At 40.1% G+C, this 18,746-nt stretch carries 14 protein-coding genes; 8 read left to right on the forward strand and 6 right to left on the reverse strand.

From position 1 onward, the window contains the following. Window positions 1-94 precede the first annotated feature (94 nt). From FTU80_RS00720 to FTU80_RS00740, 5 genes are all read left to right on the forward strand, one after another. On the forward strand, window positions 95-1,306 hold the full coding sequence (locus FTU80_RS00720; RefSeq protein WP_180083705.1) for a GGDEF domain-containing protein: 1,212 nt from the start codon (window positions 95-97) through the stop codon (window positions 1,304-1,306). An 18-nt stretch (window positions 1,307-1,324) separates the two neighbouring features. Beyond that, complete coding sequence (locus tag FTU80_RS00725) at window positions 1,325-1,777, forward strand: hypothetical protein (RefSeq protein WP_180083708.1); 453 nt, start codon at window positions 1,325-1,327, stop codon at window positions 1,775-1,777. Between the two features lie 64 nt (window positions 1,778-1,841). After that, complete coding sequence (locus tag FTU80_RS00730) at window positions 1,842-3,119, forward strand: glutaminase (protein WP_180083711.1); 1,278 nt, start codon at window positions 1,842-1,844, stop codon at window positions 3,117-3,119. Window positions 3,120-3,209: 90 nt separating this feature from the next. Then, on the forward strand, window positions 3,210-4,250 hold the full coding sequence (locus FTU80_RS00735; RefSeq protein ID WP_180083714.1) for a molecular chaperone DnaJ: 1,041 nt from the start codon (window positions 3,210-3,212) through the stop codon (window positions 4,248-4,250). Window positions 4,251-4,468: 218 nt separating this feature from the next. Beyond that, the gene (locus FTU80_RS00740) at window positions 4,469-4,837 is read left to right on the forward strand and encodes an endonuclease domain-containing protein (RefSeq protein WP_180083813.1); all 369 of its coding nucleotides are present in this window, start codon (window positions 4,469-4,471) and stop codon (window positions 4,835-4,837) included. Between the two features lie 95 nt (window positions 4,838-4,932). Here FTU80_RS00740 and FTU80_RS00745 read toward each other — a convergent pair whose 3' ends face one another. Both FTU80_RS00745 and FTU80_RS00750 read right to left on the reverse strand, forming a co-directional pair. Next, window positions 4,933-7,356, reverse strand: a complete 2,424-nt coding sequence (locus tag FTU80_RS00745) for an SIR2 family protein (RefSeq protein ID WP_180083717.1) — start codon at window positions 7,354-7,356, stop codon at window positions 4,933-4,935. Between the two features lie 66 nt (window positions 7,357-7,422). Then, a complete protein-coding gene (locus FTU80_RS00750) occupies window positions 7,423-10,317 on the reverse strand; it encodes a valine--tRNA ligase (protein ID WP_180083720.1) in 2,895 nt (964 codons plus the stop codon). A 184-nt stretch (window positions 10,318-10,501) separates the two neighbouring features. On the opposite strand from FTU80_RS00750, the gene FTU80_RS00755 reads away from it, so the two are divergent. The 3 genes from FTU80_RS00755 to FTU80_RS00765 all read left to right on the forward strand — a co-directional run bounded on the left by FTU80_RS00755 (window position 10,502) and on the right by FTU80_RS00765 (window position 13,115). After that, complete coding sequence (locus FTU80_RS00755; RefSeq protein ID WP_180083723.1) at window positions 10,502-11,173, forward strand: hypothetical protein; 672 nt, start codon at window positions 10,502-10,504, stop codon at window positions 11,171-11,173. A 44-nt stretch (window positions 11,174-11,217) separates the two neighbouring features. Beyond that, window positions 11,218-12,024, forward strand: coding sequence for an SDR family oxidoreductase (locus FTU80_RS00760; protein ID WP_078191399.1), 807 nt, complete (start codon window positions 11,218-11,220; stop codon window positions 12,022-12,024). A 74-nt stretch (window positions 12,025-12,098) separates the two neighbouring features. After that, window positions 12,099-13,115: a hypothetical protein gene (locus FTU80_RS00765; RefSeq protein WP_180083726.1), complete on the forward strand. Its 1,017-nt coding sequence runs from the start codon at window positions 12,099-12,101 to the stop codon at window positions 13,113-13,115. A gap of 33 nt (window positions 13,116-13,148) precedes the next feature. Here FTU80_RS00765 and FTU80_RS00770 read toward each other — a convergent pair whose 3' ends face one another. The 4 genes from FTU80_RS00770 to FTU80_RS00785 form a co-directional block, all read right to left on the reverse strand. Beyond that, a complete protein-coding gene (locus FTU80_RS00770; RefSeq protein ID WP_111885285.1) occupies window positions 13,149-13,592 on the reverse strand; it encodes a YbjQ family protein in 444 nt (147 codons plus the stop codon). Between the two features lie 3 nt (window positions 13,593-13,595). Beyond that, window positions 13,596-13,952: a YbjQ family protein gene (locus tag FTU80_RS00775; protein ID WP_078192212.1), complete on the reverse strand. Its 357-nt coding sequence runs from the start codon at window positions 13,950-13,952 to the stop codon at window positions 13,596-13,598. 150 nt (window positions 13,953-14,102) lie between these two features. Next, window positions 14,103-15,557 carry a multidrug efflux RND transporter AdeIJK outer membrane channel subunit AdeK gene (gene adeK / locus FTU80_RS00780; RefSeq protein ID WP_180034600.1) on the reverse strand — a complete coding sequence of 485 codons (1,455 nt, stop codon included), beginning with the start codon at window positions 15,555-15,557 and terminating at the stop codon, window positions 14,103-14,105. Continuing rightward, the gene (locus FTU80_RS00785; protein WP_078192210.1) at window positions 15,557-18,736 is read right to left on the reverse strand and encodes an efflux RND transporter permease subunit; all 3,180 of its coding nucleotides are present in this window, start codon (window positions 18,734-18,736) and stop codon (window positions 15,557-15,559) included. The genes adeK and FTU80_RS00785 overlap by 1 nt, the downstream gene beginning before the upstream one ends. Between the last annotated feature and the right edge of the window lie 10 nt (window positions 18,737-18,746).

Consider the following 18,746-nt stretch of genomic DNA (forward strand, 5'->3'; position numbering starts at 1 on the left):
TCAAAGGTTGCACTTTTAACTGTGAAAATAGGCTTTCTTTTTGAAGTTAAAACCTTGTATAACTAGCGAAATAATAAAATAAAAAAGAAGATTAATGGGGAAGAATTGGGGCAATGCTGTCTGTACGAAATGGGGCGTACAATGGCGTAAATTGAAGCATCTTTTGTTTGAGTCAGACTATCTCATCATCAATTGGTCTGACTACGATAAAGGGCGTTTACTCCTCATCTTTGGCATGCTGAGTCAAGTCAGCGTGTTGAAGTGGTGCATCATGAATTTTTATTATTCGACAAATCGGATTTGGTTTAATCCAGATGAACTCAAGTTGAGGATCATCGTCGCTTGTATAGTCCTACTCAGTTATGGCGTATTGGCAGTACTCAGTCTTTATTTCAAAAAATATTTAAATTTTAGACTGTTTTTTAGCTATTTTGCGCCCGTCCTATTTGGGATCGGCATGATCTATGGTGGCTATATGATCGGGATCTATAGTCCTGCCACCATGGCGGGAACAGTCAATTTGTTGATGGTCGGTTTGGTTTTTTATCGTCCTGCAATTATGCTCAGTATTACATTTCCGATCACACTGTTTATTGGCTACATTTGCTATCAAACTTCGATTGACCATCTAGAATATGCACCGATTTTCAGCCCAGCTTTAAAACAGAGTGAGTTTTACGACAATGCCTTTTGGCTGATGAGTATGGCGGAGTTGTATTTACCCATATTGATCATCAGTGCAGTATTTTTTCAGATTTTGCTTTTACAGTGGCGACACCGTGAACAAAAGATGGAAGTCCTCAGCCGTGTCGATGGGCTGACCAATGTGTTTAACCGACGTTATGTTAGTCATGAACTTGATAAACTCAGCAAACAGACACGGCCTGAATTTGCAGTGGTTTTGCTTGATCTCGACCATTTTAAACTGATCAATGACCAATATGGACATGATGCAGGAGATGCCGTTTTACAACGTGTTGCTCAAATTTTAAATGATAATACCCGTGTGCAAGATGTGGTTGGGCGTTATGGCGGCGAAGAATTTATTTTGATTTTAAAAAATCAGAGTTTAGAGCAGGCGATAGATGTCGCTGAACGCTGTCGATTAGCCATTTCTGAAGCTGAAACCATGATAGCCAACCAACAAATGTTGAAGATTAGTGCAAGTTTTGGTGTAGCAACTGCGATTGAGGGGACACCGTCTGCTGTGGTCACGCGTATGGCCGATCAAGCGCTGTACATGGCAAAGCAACAAGGTCGTAACCAAGTACGCAGCTTTCGTGAGTTAAACTTGGCAGAAGATTAAATAATTTAAACGATAGTTATGCAGCAATTACAATTTCAGCTCGGATTAGCGCAGCTCGACTTTCAGACCGAGCAAAAGAATATTCATTTTGATCATGGCTTAGTCGCTTTGGTGCAAAAATGTGTTCGACATCAGCGCTTCGATGCTTTGGCAATTGAATATTTGATCTATGAAATTGAAGAAATTTTAGAACGATTACAGCTCGATTATCAGACGCAGCGCTATGCTCAGTCGAATGATGCGATGCTGCATATATTGGCGCAGAGCTTTTTTGAACATGCGACCCACATTGACCGACAAAGCTTAGAACATGGCTTTAATGAAATGATTGAACATACCGAATATTACCAAAATCTATTTGGTGAACAGGCAATCATTCAACTCAGTTATTTCGTTTTTATTCGAGAAATGATGCACCATTTGAATATACAGCACATACAGGTTTTAGCTCAGAACACGGCTTCACCATAAGGACTTATACAGAGGCAGCTCAATTTGTTATAAATAAAAAAGCACACAACAAAAAATAGCCCTTATGAAAACGCCTGTTCCAGATTATTTACAGCATGTCCTCAATGCCTGCGATGCCAATCAGCACGGAGCTTTGGCAGATTATATTCCTGAGTTAGCTAACGCCAATCCAAATAGACTGGCTTTGGCACTGTCTACCGTAGATGGCACAATTTATTCCACGGGTGATGACGAAGTCGAGTTCACCATTCAATCGATGTCTAAACCTTTTGCTTATGCCTTGGCGATACGTCATCAAGGTTTGGATGTGGTATTAAAAAAAGTCGGTGTCGAGCCATCGGGAGAGGCATTCAATCAAATTGCACTCGATCCACAAAGCAATACCCCGAAAAACCCGATGATCAATTCGGGTGCAATCACCACACATTCACTTTTACCGCATGACGAACACAGCACTCGAGCTGAAAAACTCCGTGAATTTTTAAGTGAACTGGCGGGGCGTGAGCTGAGTTTTGATGAAGCGGTTTATAAGTCTGAAGTGAAGACGGCTTTTCGAAATTTGTCGATCGGTTACATGCTGCGCACAGTCGGTGTACTTGAAGAAGACCCTGAAGATGTGGTGAACGGCTATATTCGTCAGTGTGCAATATTAGTGACGGTTAAAGATTTGGCAAAAATGGCCAGTGTGCTTGCCAATGGTGGTGTGCAAGCAGCCACAGGTAAACGGTTGCTGTCACGTTCGGTGGTGCGCCAAGTGTTGAGTGTGATGATGACTTGCGGCATGTATGATGCTGCGGGTGATTGGCTGACAACGGTCGGTATTCCTGCCAAAAGCGGTGTGGCCGGTGGCATCATGGGAGCTTTACCGGGGCAGGTTGGGCTGGCGGTCTTTAGTCCGAAACTGGATACACATGGGAATAGTGTTCGGGGCGTCGAAATATTTGAACGACTGTCTAAGGACATGGGGCTACATGTGATGGAGGGAACACCTTCAGCGCAAACGATCGTCCAAAGTCGCTATACCTGCGGCCTTGATCATTCGGTGGTGGTGTATGAACTGCGCGGCGTTTTGCAATTTACTGAGTCGGAAATGTTGCTGCGGATCTTAGAGGATGAACCTGTTGCGAATAACCATATCGTTTTAGACCTGACCAATATTTCTTTGATACACGATGTTGGTGTCCGAATGCTCTTTGAAGGTGTAGATCGTTTAATTGCGGATGGTCATCGCGTGGTAGTGATCGACTCAGAACATCTCTTGGAACAAAGTCGAAGTCATGCAGGACATGAGGTGGTTGTTCGAGAAGAGCTGAGTCAATATTTACAACGGTTTGAGCGTTAATGGATAAAAATCCATTGTTGATTCATACAAGGTGCTCATAGGCTTAGTGCTTAGATCGGCTATAATTTTCTTTTTGCGTTAAATTTGCTTATGTCTTTTGAGTTAAAAGTCAGTTTACTCCCGAGAGTTGAAGCTTTATCCCCACAGCATAAAAAGCTGAATAAACTGATTGAGCAAATCGAACAGCAAAAGCTGGATTTAGATCTTTGGCAAAATGCCAAAAGTGAGATTCAGAGTTATATTCAGTTAAAACTTGTGCCGATTTATCGTGATTTGCATGCGGTGTACTACCGCCAGCTTGCACAACTTTGGCAGCACATACAGCAAGAAGACTTTGCCAAAGCCGATTTAGCACAGCTTGATGCCAAACTCACCAAATTGGCAAAGCAGTTGAAAAAATCCAATTACTTAAATACAGCCGAACTTGAAAAAGTCACTGAAGTAGATGCTTTTTATCAGCAGCACCATGCACATAATCAAAAGCTGAATAAAAAAGCCAAGTTGGCCCAAACTGAACAGAGCAAAGTAGAAGGTCAAGTTGATATAGAACAAGAAACGACAGAACAAAATGAGTCTTATGAAGCGTGGGATAGCGATCAATATCAACGTGAGAAAGAAGAACATCAGCGTAAACGCCTAGCGCAAAAACGTGAGCAAGCTGAAAAGTTAGTGAATCAATCACTGAAAACCGTGTATTTAAAAATCACAGCCATGATTCACCCAGACCGAGAGCCTGACGAAACTAAAAAAGCTGAAAAAACCGAGTTGCTGCAAGTGGTGAATCAAGCTCATGAAGCACAGGATTTGTTTTATTTATTAAAGCTGCAATTACAGCTAGAAACTAATAAGGGCAAAAGCCCTAAAGCCTTAACCGATGAACATTTAAAGTTTTATCAAATGGCGCTAGAAGCACAAAGCCAACGCCTTGCAAGTCAAATTGATGACATCAAGGATAGCTTTCACTGGAGTGAAAAACCGAAGCCGAAAAATATGCAGGTGAAAGATGTGTTTAAGGTGATTGATGGCGATGTTTCGGTATTGAAAGAACAAGTGAAGTGGGAAAAAGAACGGCTGAAATATATGGAGAAGGTGAAGGGGCTGGAAGTGTTGTTGGAGAATGGGGTTTTATAAAAGCACCTCTCCCTAACCCTCTCCTAGGAGGAGAGGGGATTTCCATTATTGATTGAATTTTGGGTAAAATTTAGCTGTTATATTTTTTAAATTTGATAATTTAAATTAAGTGATGTCACAATGAATGTTCCCTCTCCCTATGGGAGAGGGCTAGGGAGAGGGCTAGGGAGAGGGCTAGGGAGAGGGCTAGGGAGAGGGCTAGGGAGAGGGAAATAAAAATTAAAATTGACCCTGCATTATTAGAATTCGCCAAATCTATGCGCCACACTGCCACCGATGCAGAACACTTCATATGGCAAATTTTACGTGCCAAGCGTTTTATGAATCTTAAATTCCGTCGTCAGCATGTGATCAAACCTTATATTGTGGATTTTTACTGTCATGAAATTGGTTTAGTGATTGAGGTAGATGGTGGACAGCATGGAACAGATGATGCCATTGAATATGATGCCGAACGAACCAAGTATTTAGAGGCTTTAGGTTTAAAAGTAGTGCGGTATTGGAATCATGATGTGTTAGGGCGGACTGATGTGGTTTTAGAACACTTATGGTCAGTGTGCACTGAATTGAAAAATACCTCTCTCTAACTCTCTCCTAGGAGAGAGAATTTCTTCGCGTATCGGATGAACGATGTAGAATTAAGAGATTTTCCCTCTCCGAAAGGGAGAGGAAAGTTTTATTTTTATATTCTGATTTTTGAGAAATCATTTATTATTTGCTCTTTCTTATAATCATAAGTTTTGATTTCATTAAGGCTATTAATTACTTTTATTAAAATTGGATTTAAAATGTTTTTTTGTGATTGATTAAAAGAGTAATAGTATCTATTGGTAATGTCATAAAGATCTGAAATCCTTCTGATCTTAAAATCATTAGATGGTTGATTTAAAATCAAAGTGCAAGCTTCTCTATATTTTTCGAAATTATCATTAATGGAATTATGGTCATTAATTTGTAAAAGTAATAGTCTAGCTTTTTGGTTATCTATTTTATGAGTGTTATATGATGCCTCAGCCAAGCCATATGCAGTATTAAGCAGTTGATCTGCTTTAGGGTAATCCTTGTGTGCAATATAACACATAGCATATTGTAACCAAAATTGGGGATCATTTTTTAAACCAGGTATTTCATACTTTAACTCTTCATAGTAATTGCGTAAAGTTTCTATTTTAACGTTTTCAGATAAAATTCTTTCTATAAAAGAAAATCTGATTAGAGCTTTATATAACTCTCTTTCATCGAAGTCCCAAGACTCTCTTAAATCTTGCAAATTTTTAATAATAAGAAGTAGTGAATGTGTTACTTCAGAGGCAGGAAAATGATTTTTCAAAATAAAGTTGAATAAGATGCTGTTTTTTAATTCTTTATAATTTCCAAAAATAGATTTAAAATTTTCAGACATAGTAAACATAGTATCATAGATTTTATTGCTATTAGACATCTTACAAATGAGGCTTTGTGTTGGACTAATATTTAATGACTGTAAGAGACATATCAATATAATATTGATATGATTTTTTTCATCTTCATTTTTTAAATTTGAGATGTTTTCTTCGATTTTGCTTTTTATATTAGGTGATTTTAAAAGTTCCAAAAGTATTAATGATAATTCAGCTTCTAAATCATCCTTAAAGTATCGAACTTTTCGAGATTCAGAATACGATGATTTTTTACCCCAAGCTCCTAAATGAGTAAATACTGAGACAAATTTTCTTATTTCAGTATCATTTAATTTGTCTACCATTAAGTGATATCCAGTATTATAAAATTCAGAGTTTTCATGCTTACTAGTTCTGTCGAATAAAAATAACTTAGTATCTTCACTTCTATATATATTTATATATTTTATAATTTCATTATACTGAGTATAATTATCAATTAAGATACAACATTTAATTTCCTTTGCTCTTATTTTTAATAAAAAGTCAATTTCTTTATAAATATTATGATCACTTTTTTTAAGCTCATAGCACTCATATCCATGGTTGGTTGTGAGATCTAATGCTAAAATATTAAGTAAACAAGTTTTTCCATTTCCTAATTTAGATGATATAAAGATAGGATCTTTATGGTGAATTAACTCTTGTATGTCTTTAATAGCCTGTCGATTAATTAGATAGAAATTGTCATTATGATCAGAGGATGGTAATGGTATTAAGTTGTCATCTAATATTCCATTTATTAATAACTTTTCAATATCTGAGTCTTTTGCTTTTTTAGGTAGGTTGGTCAGATTGTATTGTATTTTTTGAAAACAATATAACTCAATCTCTTGTTTTCTTTGTACTAAATTTTTTGATTTTATGAAATTATAGAAACCATCTAAGCCAATTTTTAAGACCGTTCCAAATTTTTTTAATTTGTATTCTTCTTCTTTCGATATACTCTCATGTACTATGAAATAAGTTTTATTTTTAATGTTATCAGATTGGTGTTTCAACACTCTTTGGATATCTAGGTCATATAATGAATAACCAATAAATAGAACAATTGAAGACCGTTCAATATCTTTTTGGAAAATATAACCCCAATCTGAGTTTATAAAACTATTTGGATCTAAATATGATGATAGTGATAATTTAAAATTTTTCTCTAAGGTATTAATATTTAAATTGCTTATATAGCCATTTAGATGTACACATAGATTCTTTCTCTGCAGATATAGTTTCGCTTCGGTATCTATATCAACTGCTTGAATATCTTTTTGATGGAATTTATATGCGGTTTCAATTACTTCATCATAATTTGTTGTATATATTCTTAACCAGTCAAATTCACATATTTTTTTATGACTTTCTTGTATCTCTTTTACAGAGAACTCTCCTCTCAAAAAGTCAATTAAATATTCTTTTGAGTTATTTTCTAGAAAATAATCTGTTGCGTAATCTAAAGCGTCACTTTCTTCAAATTTACCTAATCTACATATCTCATGTGATAAATTTCTTGCTAATTTGAATTCAGAGTTATTTATATTTATAGCTTGACTTGAAAAGCCCGCACCGACAAATAATAATCCATTTCCTGTTTGCACAAGTTTTAATATTTCTTCCAATAAGGCTGTATTGTCAGTATCTACTGTTTTTAAAAGTTCTTTAAATTTATTCATGATTTGCAGTATAAAGGGCTGAATATTCAACCCTTTATACACAAATTAGATCAAAGTAACAACATATTAAAGCGCCGCAATTTGCTCCATATTCGCTTTAATCTTCGCTAATTGATCAGCAAACTCAGCAAGTTTGGCTTTCTCGCCTTCAACTACAGCAGCAGGCGCTTTCGCGACAAAACCTTCATTGCCAAGTTTAGTCGCAATTTGGTCATGCTGTTTTTGAACCTTGTCTAAGTCTTTTTGTAGACGACCCAATTCCGCTTTAGGGTCAATTAAGCCCTTCATAGGAACGAATACAGACACATGTCCAACTACAGATGATGAAGACAATGGCGGTTGTTCAGCATCTGCAAGGAAAGTAATGCTTTCAACTTTCGCCAATGCTTTAAACAACGGTTCAATACGTGCGATTTGTGCTTTTTCCGCATCAGTCGTGTTTTGAAGAAGAACAGGCAACAAACGCGCATTACCTAGGCCCATTTCACCACGGATGTTACGTACCGCACCAATCAAACCTTGCAGCCATTGCATATCTGCTTCAGTTTGTTCATTCACTAATGCTTGGTCAGCAACAGGGTACTGTGCGAGCATAATCGTTTCGCCAGAAATGTTGAGTTTCGGCGCAAGGGTTTGCCAGATTTCTTCTGTTAAGTAAGGCATCAACGGATGTGCCAAACGTAAAGAGGCTTCCATTACAGAAAGAAGAACACGACGCACTTCAGCTTTACGTTCAACCGATACGTTTTCATCGTTTAATACAGGCTTCGTCAGCTCGACATACCAGTCACAGTATTCATTCCAAATGAACTCATAAATCGCTTGTGCAGCCAAGTCTAAACGGTAAGTCGCAAATGCAGTTTGCACCGCTTGTTCCGCTTTTTGTAGACGGCTGACAATCCACTGCTCAGGCAATTCCCAAAGGTCTTGACGTACTTCTTGACCAATCACTTGCTCTTCGCAGTTCATCATCACGAAACGGGTAGCGTTCCAGATTTTGTTGGCAAAGTTACGGTAACCTTCAACACGCTTCATATCGAACTTGATGTCACGGCCAGTGTTCGCAAGCGCACAGAAAGTGAAACGAACCGCATCTGTACCGTAAGATTGAATGCCTTCAGGGAATTCTTTACGGGTTGATTTTTCAATCTTCGCCGCTTGTTTCGGGTTCATGAGTCCTGTAGTACGTTTTTGTACTAAAGTTTCAAGATCAACACCGTCAATCAAGTCTAATGGGTCAAGCACGTTGCCCTTAGATTTAGACATTTTCTGACCTTCGCCATCACGTACCAAACCGTGAACGTATACAGTTTTGAACGGAACTTGCGGTGTGCCATCTTCATTTTTCATGAAGTGCATGGTCATCATGATCATGCGGGCAACCCAGAAGAAAATGATGTCGAAACCAGTGACCAATACATCAGTCGGGTGGAAAGTATTTAAGAAATAGTTTTCTTTATCTTTCGCCGCGTCGCCAGTCCAACCTAAAGTTGAGAACGTCCAAAGACCAGAAGAGAACCATGTATCAAGCACGTCTTCGTCTTGTTTCAATTCAACTTCAGGTGCAATGCCGTTTTTCGCACGAACTTCAGCTTCATCACGACCTACAAATACGTTACCTTCAGCATCGTACCAAGCTGGGATACGGTGACCCCACCACAATTGACGTGAGATACACCAGTCTTGAATGTTGTTCATCCAAGCCATGTACATGTTGCTGTATTGCTCAGGAACGAATTTAATTTCGCCATCTTTAACCGCTTTAATTGCAGGCTCAGCAAGTGGAGCAATTTTCACATACCATTGGTCTGTTAATAACGGCTCTACGATCACGCCTGAACGGTCACCACGAGGTGGCTTCAAGGTATATGGTTGAATTTGGTCTAACCAGCCTTCAGCTTCCGCTTGAGCAACCAATTTTTTACGTGCTTCAAAACGTTCTAAACCAATGTAGTCCGCAGGTGCAGGAATGGTTTTAGAAATTTGCTCGCCCGCTTTCGCGATGTATTCAAACTCAGCAAGAACTTCAGCATTTTTGTTGAAGATGTTGATGATTGGAAGTTCACAGCGTTTGCCCACTTCATAGTCATTGAAGTCGTGCGCAGGGGTGATTTTCACACAGCCTGTACCAAATTCTTTGTCTACATATTCGTCTTTAACGATTGGAACAGCACGGCCTGTAATTGGCAAGATAATGTTCTTGCCAACAAGCGCTGCATAGCGTTCATCATCAAGCGCAACCGCAACAGCTGTATCGCCAAGCAATGTTTCAGGACGTGTTGTCGCCACAACAATGTGATCTTTGCCGTCATGGGTGCGGATTGATTTGTCTTCAAAGAAATATTTGAAGTGCCAAAGTGAACCTGCTTCTTCTTTATCAGACTCAACTTCTAAGTCAGAAAGGGCAGTTTGTAGTTTAGGGTCCCAGTTGACTAGGCGTTTACCACGGTAAATTAAGCCTTCTTCATGTAGCTTAACAAATACTTCTTTAACCGCGTTAGAAAGACCTTCGTCCATGGTGAAGCGTTCACGTGACCAGTCTACAGATGAGCCTAGACGACGAATTTGACGGGTAATGTTCCCGCCAGATTGTTCTTTCCATTCCCACACTTTTTCGATGAACTTTTCACGGCCTAGGTCGTGACGGCTGATGCCTTCAGCACCCAATTGACGTTCAACAACCATTTGCGTTGCGATACCTGCATGGTCGGTACCCGGCTGCCAAAGGGTATTTTTGCCAGACATGCGGTTATAACGAGTCAACGCATCCATAATGGCATTGTTGAAACCATGACCCATATGCAAGCTACCAGTGACGTTTGGTGGCGGAATCATAATACAGAATGAATCACCTTTTTGAGATGGCTTGAAGTAGCCTCTCTCTTCCCAAGTCTTGTACCATTTTTTTTCGATCTCGGTCGGATCGTAGGTCGTAGCAATATTTTGCGCTGAATCAGTCATAGTCTAAACAGATCAAAAGTGGATAAAAAATTAGATCTATTGTAGCAAAAAAAATGGTGAATTAGGGATGTTGGGCGAATGTTAACTTTTAGGATTTGGCAGTAAATAAAAGAGTCCGTATGATAGGACCTAAGATAAGAAGTATCCATTGATCCCAAAACTAAGATAAAAGGAGCAATATCAAATGACTTATTCTATTTCTTTAAAGATTCAACCTACGACATATCAACGTTTTGAGACAATTCATCAAAAACTCAATGCAGGTGAAACAGAAAGTCAGTCCAAAGCCTTAGGGGATAATTTAGCGGATATTGCATGTGAAATTTTAGATCAAGTTTTTGGCCAAATGGCGCGTATGAATAAGTCTGGAGACAATGAATCCGAAAAAATTATTCAGCAAATACGTGAAACAACCCGTAAATATATGCCGTGGTCGGTGTCTTTTTTTGGCAATGACCGCCTTGTACCGATGGTAAATTATTTATATGGACGTTTTTACAGCGAAGATGGTCAGCATTATATGCATTATCCGATCGATGCCTCTTTAGCCACCGACTTGCTTGCCTATGTCAGTCAAATGAAAGAAGGGCAGAATCAATATGTCCCACTCGCATTGAAGGCATTTACACAAGTGGTCGATGCCGGGGTGACGCATTTGGTGCGAGAACCAAAAAAAATGCTGAAATTTAATATGGTGGTGGATAAAACTTTAACCGGTGTCATCAATCTCACCACGCAACTCGGATATAAACGCTTCGATAAACTCGGCAAAATTTATGATGCACAATCGATGAGTCAGTACTTTGATCATTTTATGGTGTTTTTGAACAATGAGCCTGTACTACGTAAAGCATAAAATACATATAAATGAATAAATTAGTTATTTAAAAGGATGTCAAAATGGCAAAACGTGATGATTTGAACGGAAAAGTGGTATGGATTACTGGGGCATCTTCAGGTTTGGGTGAAGCTTTAGCAAAAGAATGTGCTTTGCAAGGGGCGCAGGTCATTTTGACCGCACGTCGTTTTGAAGAGTTGGAAAAAGTCCGTGTTTCATTATTACATCCAGATCAGCATCTTTCAGTGTGTGCAGATATTACCAATGAAGAACAAGTTCGCCATGCTTATGAACAAGTCCTTGCGCATAAAGGTCGAATTGACTGGCTAATCAATAATGCGGGATTGAGTCAGCGTGCATTGATTACGGATACGACTATGCAAACTGAACGTGCCATCATGGAAGTAGATTATTTTTCGCAAGTCTATTTAACCAAAACCGTTTTACCGACATTTTTAGCACAAAAGTCTGGTCGAATTGCTTTTGTTTCAAGTGTTGCAGGCTTATTAGGGACACAATACCGCGCGACCTATTCTGCTGCAAAAGCTGCCATTCATATGTGGGCGAACAGTCTACGTGCGGAAGTTGCGGATCAAGGGGTGGGCGTATCGGTGATATTCCCCGGATTTGTCAAAACCAATGTTTCATTTAATGCACTCAATGGTGCCGGCAAGCCACAAGGGCATCAGGATGAAGCCATTGAAAATGGTCTAGAAGCCAATGAGTTTGCCGAAACGGTGGTGCAATCTTTGCAACGTGGGGAAGAATACATCGTGGTGGGTGGTTCTAAAGAAAAGCTCGGTGTTTGGGTATCTCGATTATCACCGACAACGTTATATAAAATGATTCGTAAAACCAAAGTGAAGTAAATTTTATCAAGTTTAAATAGTTTAAAAGTCACTCTTAACAGTGACTTTTTTAATGAGTAACGAGATTATAAGAAATGAAAAAGAATAATTTTAACAAATGGGGAATAGCCATCATTTTGTGCGCAATCATTGGTGCAATCGGTACAGTGGCATATTTTTATTTTAAACAGAAAACTCAAAAAATTGAGCAGAAGTCAACGCTCGAAAAGCCTGAAAAAGAAATAGGAACTGTATCAGAACCAGTTATTGAATCTGTTGAGATTGAACCTAAAGTTGAAGCGGCGAGTGCAGAAGTTGTTATGCGAGGACCAAATGAGGGGTGGTTACCGATCGAAGCACTGTTTGATGAAAAAGGATTATTGAAGTCTGAGTATTACAGTCAAAATCCTCAAGATTCAGATGTTGATAAATTACCTTATAGCTCGAATAAAATTGGTGATTTTAAATGGCGAGCTGAATTTCATCCTGTTGATGATTTTAAAGGCGATCAGGCTAGATTCAAAGATCAATGTTTTGGATATTGTGTTTTAGTGAAAGGTAAGTTGCTGACCAGTGTTGAATCGACTGTATTTACGGGAGCATTTATTGCGAAAGATCATTTGATCGAAGTGATTGCACATAAGGGGAGTGGAGCGTATATGCCTGTCAACTATACCTTTATCAAAATCGACAAAGCTGGTAATGCAGAGTTAATCTCAGATGATCATAATTCTTACAAAGATCAATTGGCTCGTATCAATCATTCGGGACTCGAGATTGACTTAAAACCATTTAGAAAACTTCAATATTTTCTTCTAATGAATGAATATGGTTTAAATGTGTCGATGCAAAAACCCAATAAGGTGGATGTCGAACCGACTCAGTGTAAAGAGTATTACGAAGGAACATTAGAGGCATGTCCAACTTTATATGGATGTAAAGCTGACATTGTGGTGCAAGATCTGGCACGTGCTTATGCTGGAGATGTTGCATTTAGTTATCATGATCCAAATATTGATGAAAAGAAATTTAATGAGGTTTGCTTTAAAATTTGTCGCAATGAAAATGTGAGTTATGAAGAGTTTGAAGACACATTGTGTAAAGTAAATTAAATAGTAAAAATGAATTGGGGAGAAGTAGAGAGATCAGATGTCTCTCTTTTGAATTGCAGTCCCATACGCAAAGACTTCGACCATGCCGCCTTGCATACCCAGCTCAGTGGTGCTTAAACGCAGACCCATAATTTGCGTTGCGCCCATTTTTTCAGCTTCTTGCTTTAAACGCACCACGGCTTCACGACGTGCCCGATCGACGATGCTTTCATAACTGGTTAAACGTCCGCCAAAGAAGTTCTGAATATTGGCAATCACATATTTAAAATAATCATGTGAAATCACTACATTACTCGAAATAAGTTGTCCGAAATGTTCAGTAGTTTTAAAGCGGTTGTTGTCTATGCGAATATGTGCCAATCGCTTTTCTTGAGCTTCGAGTTCTTTGAGATGTTTTTGTTCGATATGGCGACCGAAGCCCCAACCAATACAAAAGAGCACCACAAAGATCAGGACTTTAAAAATAAAGGCATCCATGACTTAGTCCTGAGTTGGAAATGGGTCTGGGAGTTTTGCTGAGTTGGCTTCTACGCGAACAGCCGTGCCATACACAAATAATTCAGAGGCGCCTTGAGCAATATTTGAGGTTGAAAAACGGATACCGACGACCGCATTCGCGCCTAAGGCACGTGCTTTATCAATCATACGGCTCATAGCTTCTTGACGGGATTCTTCGAGTAGTTCTGTATAACCTTTGAGTTCACCACCCACGATATTTTTTAGGCCAGCCATAAAGTCACGACCAACATGTTTACTGCGGACAGTACTGCCATAAACGACATCAAGTTGTTGTGTAATGGTATGACCCGGAACAGATTCAAGATTACTTAAAAGCATTTTTAGTTATCAATATAAAAAGGTGAATTGAAGATAGAAAACTCTTTAGCAAAAAGCAATAAATTCATTTTTATTTTAAAGCTTCGATCTAAAAATGAAAAAGCCCACCGAAGTGAGCTTTTCAAATATTACTGGCTAGGCTAAATCAAATTATTGTTTTGATGCAGCTTTACGCTCAGCAGTAGAAGGTTGGTATTGCACAGCATCAGAAGTGTTGGCTTTGATACCACCACCAAGTGTTTTATACAATTCAACTTGATTGTTGAGATTTGCTTGTTCAAGCAACAACAAACCTTGCTCAGCTGCATAAGATGCACGCTGCGCATCCAGTACAGTTAAGTAGCTATCAATACCAGCACGGAAGCGAGCATTTGATAGTTTGTACGTTGTGTTGGTTGCATCAACTAAACGGCGCTGTGCTGCAATACGGTCACCAATGTTTTGGCGAACTGCAAGCGCATCATTCACTTCACGGAAAGCTGACTGAACTGATTTTTCATAATCAGACAATGCAATTTTCTGGTCAGTTTCAGAAACTTTAATATTTGCCTGACGTGTACCCCAGTCGAAAATTGGAATATCTAGGCTAGGGCCAGCAGACCATACAAAGTTGCCTGATTTAAATAGATCACCTAAGTCCGTTGAAGCATAACCCGCTGAACCTGTCAGACTAATCGTAGGGAACAGACGTGCTTTAGCTGCACCAATGTTCGCACCAGCAGCAGACAGTTTATATTCAGCTGCACGTACATCTGGACGGTTGTTCAACAAGTCACTTGGAATACCTGAACCAATGGTATTGGTCGAAGTAATTCGACTGACACGTTGATTTGGCAGCAAGTTCGCAGGCACTTGTTGACCCACTAATAGGTTCAATAAGTTTTGCGCTTGAGCAATTTGAGTCTTGTAATTTGCAACATCATTACGTGCAGTTTCTACAGAAATTTGAGCCTGACGAACAGGAACTTCACTGTCAATACCGACATCAAAACGCTTTTTGTTGAGGTTGTAAGATTCAAGCTGAGCCTTTAAGGTTTGATCCGCAAGCTTCAAGTTTGAGTTAGCGTATGCATAGTTTAACCATGCTTGAGCCACTTGACCGATCAAGGCAATTTGTGTCGCATCACGGGCACTTGCAGTTGCAAGGTAACTGTCTAAAGCATTGTCTTTTAAGCTACGTACACGACCCCAAAAATCAAGTTCATAGGCAGTGACACCTAAACCGACATTGTAAGAGGTGATAGGCTTTTGCGTATTCAACGTGTCTTGACGAAGTACGCTACCACTGGCACCAATGGTTGGTAATTGACCATTGGCAGTGATTTGATACTGTTGCTGTGCACGTTCAATATTTAAAGCTGCGGTACGCAGGTCACGGTTGTTGGCTAAAGCTAAGTCAAGAACTTGTACCAGACGTTGGTCAGCAAAGAAATCTTTATATCCTTGTTCAGCAACAGAAGTACCAGAAGCACTTGCTGTGTAGCTTTCGGGGATATTGGTCTGAACAACCGGCTCTGGACCACGCATGCTTTGGCAGGCAGCCAAAGCAAGCGCAAGTGAAGAAACCGCAATGCTACGACCTGCAATAGACCATACATTTTGCATCACGATAAATGCTCCTGATTATTTTGTTGTTTTGGTTTGTACTTAAAGATACTTCGGATCCATACATAGAACACAGGAATAAAGAAGATACCAAGTAGGGTAGAACTGATTACGCCACCCAATACACCATAACCTACGGAGTGCTGGCTACCTGCACCTGCACCCGAAGAAAGCGCAAGCGGAAGTACACCAAAACCGAAGGCTAAAGTAGTCATGATAATTGGACGTAGACGCATTTTAGCGGCATGCAATGTTGCGTCAAACAGATCTTCACCTTTTTCTTGAAGTTCTTTGGCAAATTCTACGATCAAGATCGCATTCTTCGCGGACAAACCAATGACGGCAATAATAGCCACCTGGAAGTAAATGTTATTCGCCAAGTTTGGATTTTTGAAGAACACCATTCCAAGGAAAGTCAGTAATAACGCACCCAATACACCTAATGGTACAACCAGTAATACTGAGAACGGAATAGACCAGCTTTCATACAAGGCAGCAAGACATAGAAAGACGATTAACAATGAAAGTGCGTATAGGAATGGTGCTTGTGCGCCAGACTCACGTTCTTCTAGAGATAAACCAGTCCATTCATAGTCAAAGCCTTGAACGCCCATCGAAGGAAGTTTTTGTACAATTTCTTCCATCGCTTTCATCGCGTCGCCCGAACTTACACCCACACCCGGTGAACCTTGAATGTTCACAGATGCGATACCGTTATAACGTTCAAGACGTGGTGAACCATAAGTCCATTCACCAGTAGCGAAGGTCGAGAATGGAACCATTGTGCCTTGGTTGTTACGGACATACCACTGGCTCAGGTCTTCAGGCATCATACGTGCCGCAGCTTCACCTTGTACATAGACTTTCTTCACACGACCACGGTCAACGAAGTCATTGATGTAAGAACCACCCCATGCCATACCCATTGTGGTGTTAATCTCAGAAATACTCACACCCATTGCACCAGCTTGAGCTTGGTCAATCGTGATTTTGTACTGTGGTGTATCTTCTTGACCGTTAGGACGAACACCCATGAGGCGTTTATCTTGAGCAGCCATACCGAGCACCATATTACGGGCATCGATAAGTTGTTGATGGGTTTGACCTGCAGAAGCTTTTAACTGCAAGTTGAAGCCGGCAGTTACACCCAATTCAGGCATTGCTGGTAATTGGATTGGCATGATGTATGAAGCATCCTTCACGATCATGTTCAATGCCATACCACGTTGAATAATCGCACCCACTTGAGATTCAGGTGATGTACGGTCTTCCCAATCTTTTAACTTGATGAATGCAAGACCTGCGTTTTGACCTACACCTGTGAACGAGAAACCGGCAACACTGAATACAGAATCGACATATTTTTCTTCGTTTTTCAGGAAGTAATCGGTCATTGCAGTGACAGTTTTATCCGTACGCTCAAGTGAGGCATTCGGTGGTAACTGTACCAGTGTCATTACAACACCTTGGTCTTCTTCAGGTAAGAATGATGATGGTAACTTTTGGAATAAAAGCACTAATAAGCCGATTACAACTGCATAAATCACACCAGAGAAAATCTTGTGGTGTGTCATGAAGTTCACGCCGCCTTGGTATTTATGCGCAACTTTATCAAAAGAGCTGTTAAACCAACGGAAGAAACGGGCAAAGATGTTGTTGCTTTCAGGTTTGTTTGGATCATGTTGTTTCAACATGGTCGCACATAGGGCAGGGGTAAAGGTCAATGCCACAATCAATGACAGAATCATTGCTGTTACCAGCGTGATTGAGAACTGACGATAAATTACACCTGTTGTACCACCGAAAAATGCCATCGGCACGAATACAGCGGTTAACACAGAGGTAATACCGATTAAGGCACCCGAGATCTGTTTCATTGAGATTTCAGTTGCAGTCACGGGGTCAAGATGATCTTCAACCATGACACGTTCAACGTTCTCTACGACAACAATCGCATCATCCACGAGGAGACCAATCGCCAGTACCATCGCGAACATGGTGAGTGTGTTGATCGAGAAACCAAACATGTTAATGACAGCAAAAGTACCCAATACCACTACAGGTACAGCCAATGTCGGAATAATCGTTGCGCGCCAGTTCTGTAAGAATAAGAACATCACAAAGAATACAAGAATCACGGCTTCTACAAGGGTATGTACAACACTTTCAATCGATAACTTAATGAATGGAGTCGTATCAAATGCAAGCGTGTCTTTTAAACCTTCAGGGTAGTTTGGACGTAGTTCTTTTAAACGTGCTTCAACAGCTTCGGCTGTATCTAATGCGTTTGCACCAGTTGCTAGTTTGATCGCTACACCACCAGCAGGTTTGTTGTTGAACTTAGAGTCAAACTGATAGTTGTCAGCACCTAATTCAACACGTGCAACATCACCTAAACGTACCTGAGCACCATCACTACTGTTACGCAGGAAAATGTTTTTAAACTGCTCTGGTGTTTGCAACAAACTTTGTGCTGTAACTGTCGCGTTCAGTACTTGACCTTCAGTTGCAGGCGCACCACCTAACTGACCAACAGCAACCTGAGCATTCTGTGTACGGATAGCCGCAGCCACATCACTCGGTGTAACTTTCAGGTTTGCCATTTTGGCTGGATCTAGCCAAATACGCATCGCATAAGAACCACCGAATACTTGGACTTCACCTACACCTGCCACACGGCTGAGAGGTTCAGAAATATTCGAGTTTACATAGTCCTTAATGTCGTCCGCAGTCAACTTACCCGATGGTGAGTGGAATGCTACAACTTGTAGGAAGCTTGCGCCAGATTTGGTTACTTTTACACCTTGACGTTGTACGTCTTCAGGTAATAGCGCTGTCGCAGACTGGAGTTTGTTTTGGACTTGAACTTGGGCGATATCTGGATCGATCCCTTGTTCAAAGTTCAATGTAATAGATGCCTGACCGTTACCCGCACTGTTTGACGAAATATAACGTAAGCCATCCAAACCATTCATTTGTTGTTCAATGATTTGGGTTACGGTGTTTTCAACTGTTTCTGCAGATGCACCAGGGTAAGTCGCAGAGATTGAAACCGTTGGCGGCGCAATGGTCGGATACTGTGCAATTGGCATATTTGATAGCGTGAGTACACCCGCCAACATAATCACCAATGCAATCACCCATGCAAAAATGGGGCGATGAATAAAGAATTGAGCCATTCAGTCTACT

The organism is Acinetobacter sp. YH12145, from assembly GCF_013418335.1.
GTDB lineage: Bacteria > Pseudomonadota > Gammaproteobacteria > Pseudomonadales > Moraxellaceae > Acinetobacter > Acinetobacter amyesii.

Excerpts from the sequence above, each read along its gene's own strand:
- FTU80_RS00720 (WP_180083705.1), top strand. The coding sequence starts at position 95 with ATGGGGAAGAATTGGGGCAATGCTGTCTGTACGAAATGGGGCGTACAA.
- FTU80_RS00725 (WP_180083708.1), top strand. The coding sequence starts at position 1,325 with ATGCAGCAATTACAATTTCAGCTCGGATTAGCGCAGCTCGACTTTCAG.
- FTU80_RS00730 (WP_180083711.1), top strand. The coding sequence starts at position 1,842 with ATGAAAACGCCTGTTCCAGATTATTTACAGCATGTCCTCAATGCCTGC.
- FTU80_RS00735 (WP_180083714.1), top strand. The coding sequence starts at position 3,210 with ATGTCTTTTGAGTTAAAAGTCAGTTTACTCCCGAGAGTTGAAGCTTTA.
- FTU80_RS00745 (WP_180083717.1), bottom strand. The coding sequence starts at position 7,356 with ATGAATAAATTTAAAGAACTTTTAAAAACAGTAGATACTGACAATACA.
- FTU80_RS00750 (WP_180083720.1), bottom strand. The coding sequence starts at position 10,317 with ATGACTGATTCAGCGCAAAATATTGCTACGACCTACGATCCGACCGAG.
- FTU80_RS00755 (WP_180083723.1), top strand. The coding sequence starts at position 10,502 with ATGACTTATTCTATTTCTTTAAAGATTCAACCTACGACATATCAACGT.
- FTU80_RS00760 (WP_078191399.1), top strand. The coding sequence starts at position 11,218 with ATGGCAAAACGTGATGATTTGAACGGAAAAGTGGTATGGATTACTGGG.
- FTU80_RS00765 (WP_180083726.1), top strand. The coding sequence starts at position 12,099 with ATGAAAAAGAATAATTTTAACAAATGGGGAATAGCCATCATTTTGTGC.
- FTU80_RS00770 (WP_111885285.1), bottom strand. The coding sequence starts at position 13,592 with ATGGATGCCTTTATTTTTAAAGTCCTGATCTTTGTGGTGCTCTTTTGT.
- FTU80_RS00775 (WP_078192212.1), bottom strand. The coding sequence starts at position 13,952 with ATGCTTTTAAGTAATCTTGAATCTGTTCCGGGTCATACCATTACACAA.
- adeK (WP_180034600.1), bottom strand. The coding sequence starts at position 15,557 with ATGCAAAATGTATGGTCTATTGCAGGTCGTAGCATTGCGGTTTCTTCA.
- FTU80_RS00785 (WP_078192210.1), bottom strand. The coding sequence starts at position 18,736 with ATGGCTCAATTCTTTATTCATCGCCCCATTTTTGCATGGGTGATTGCA.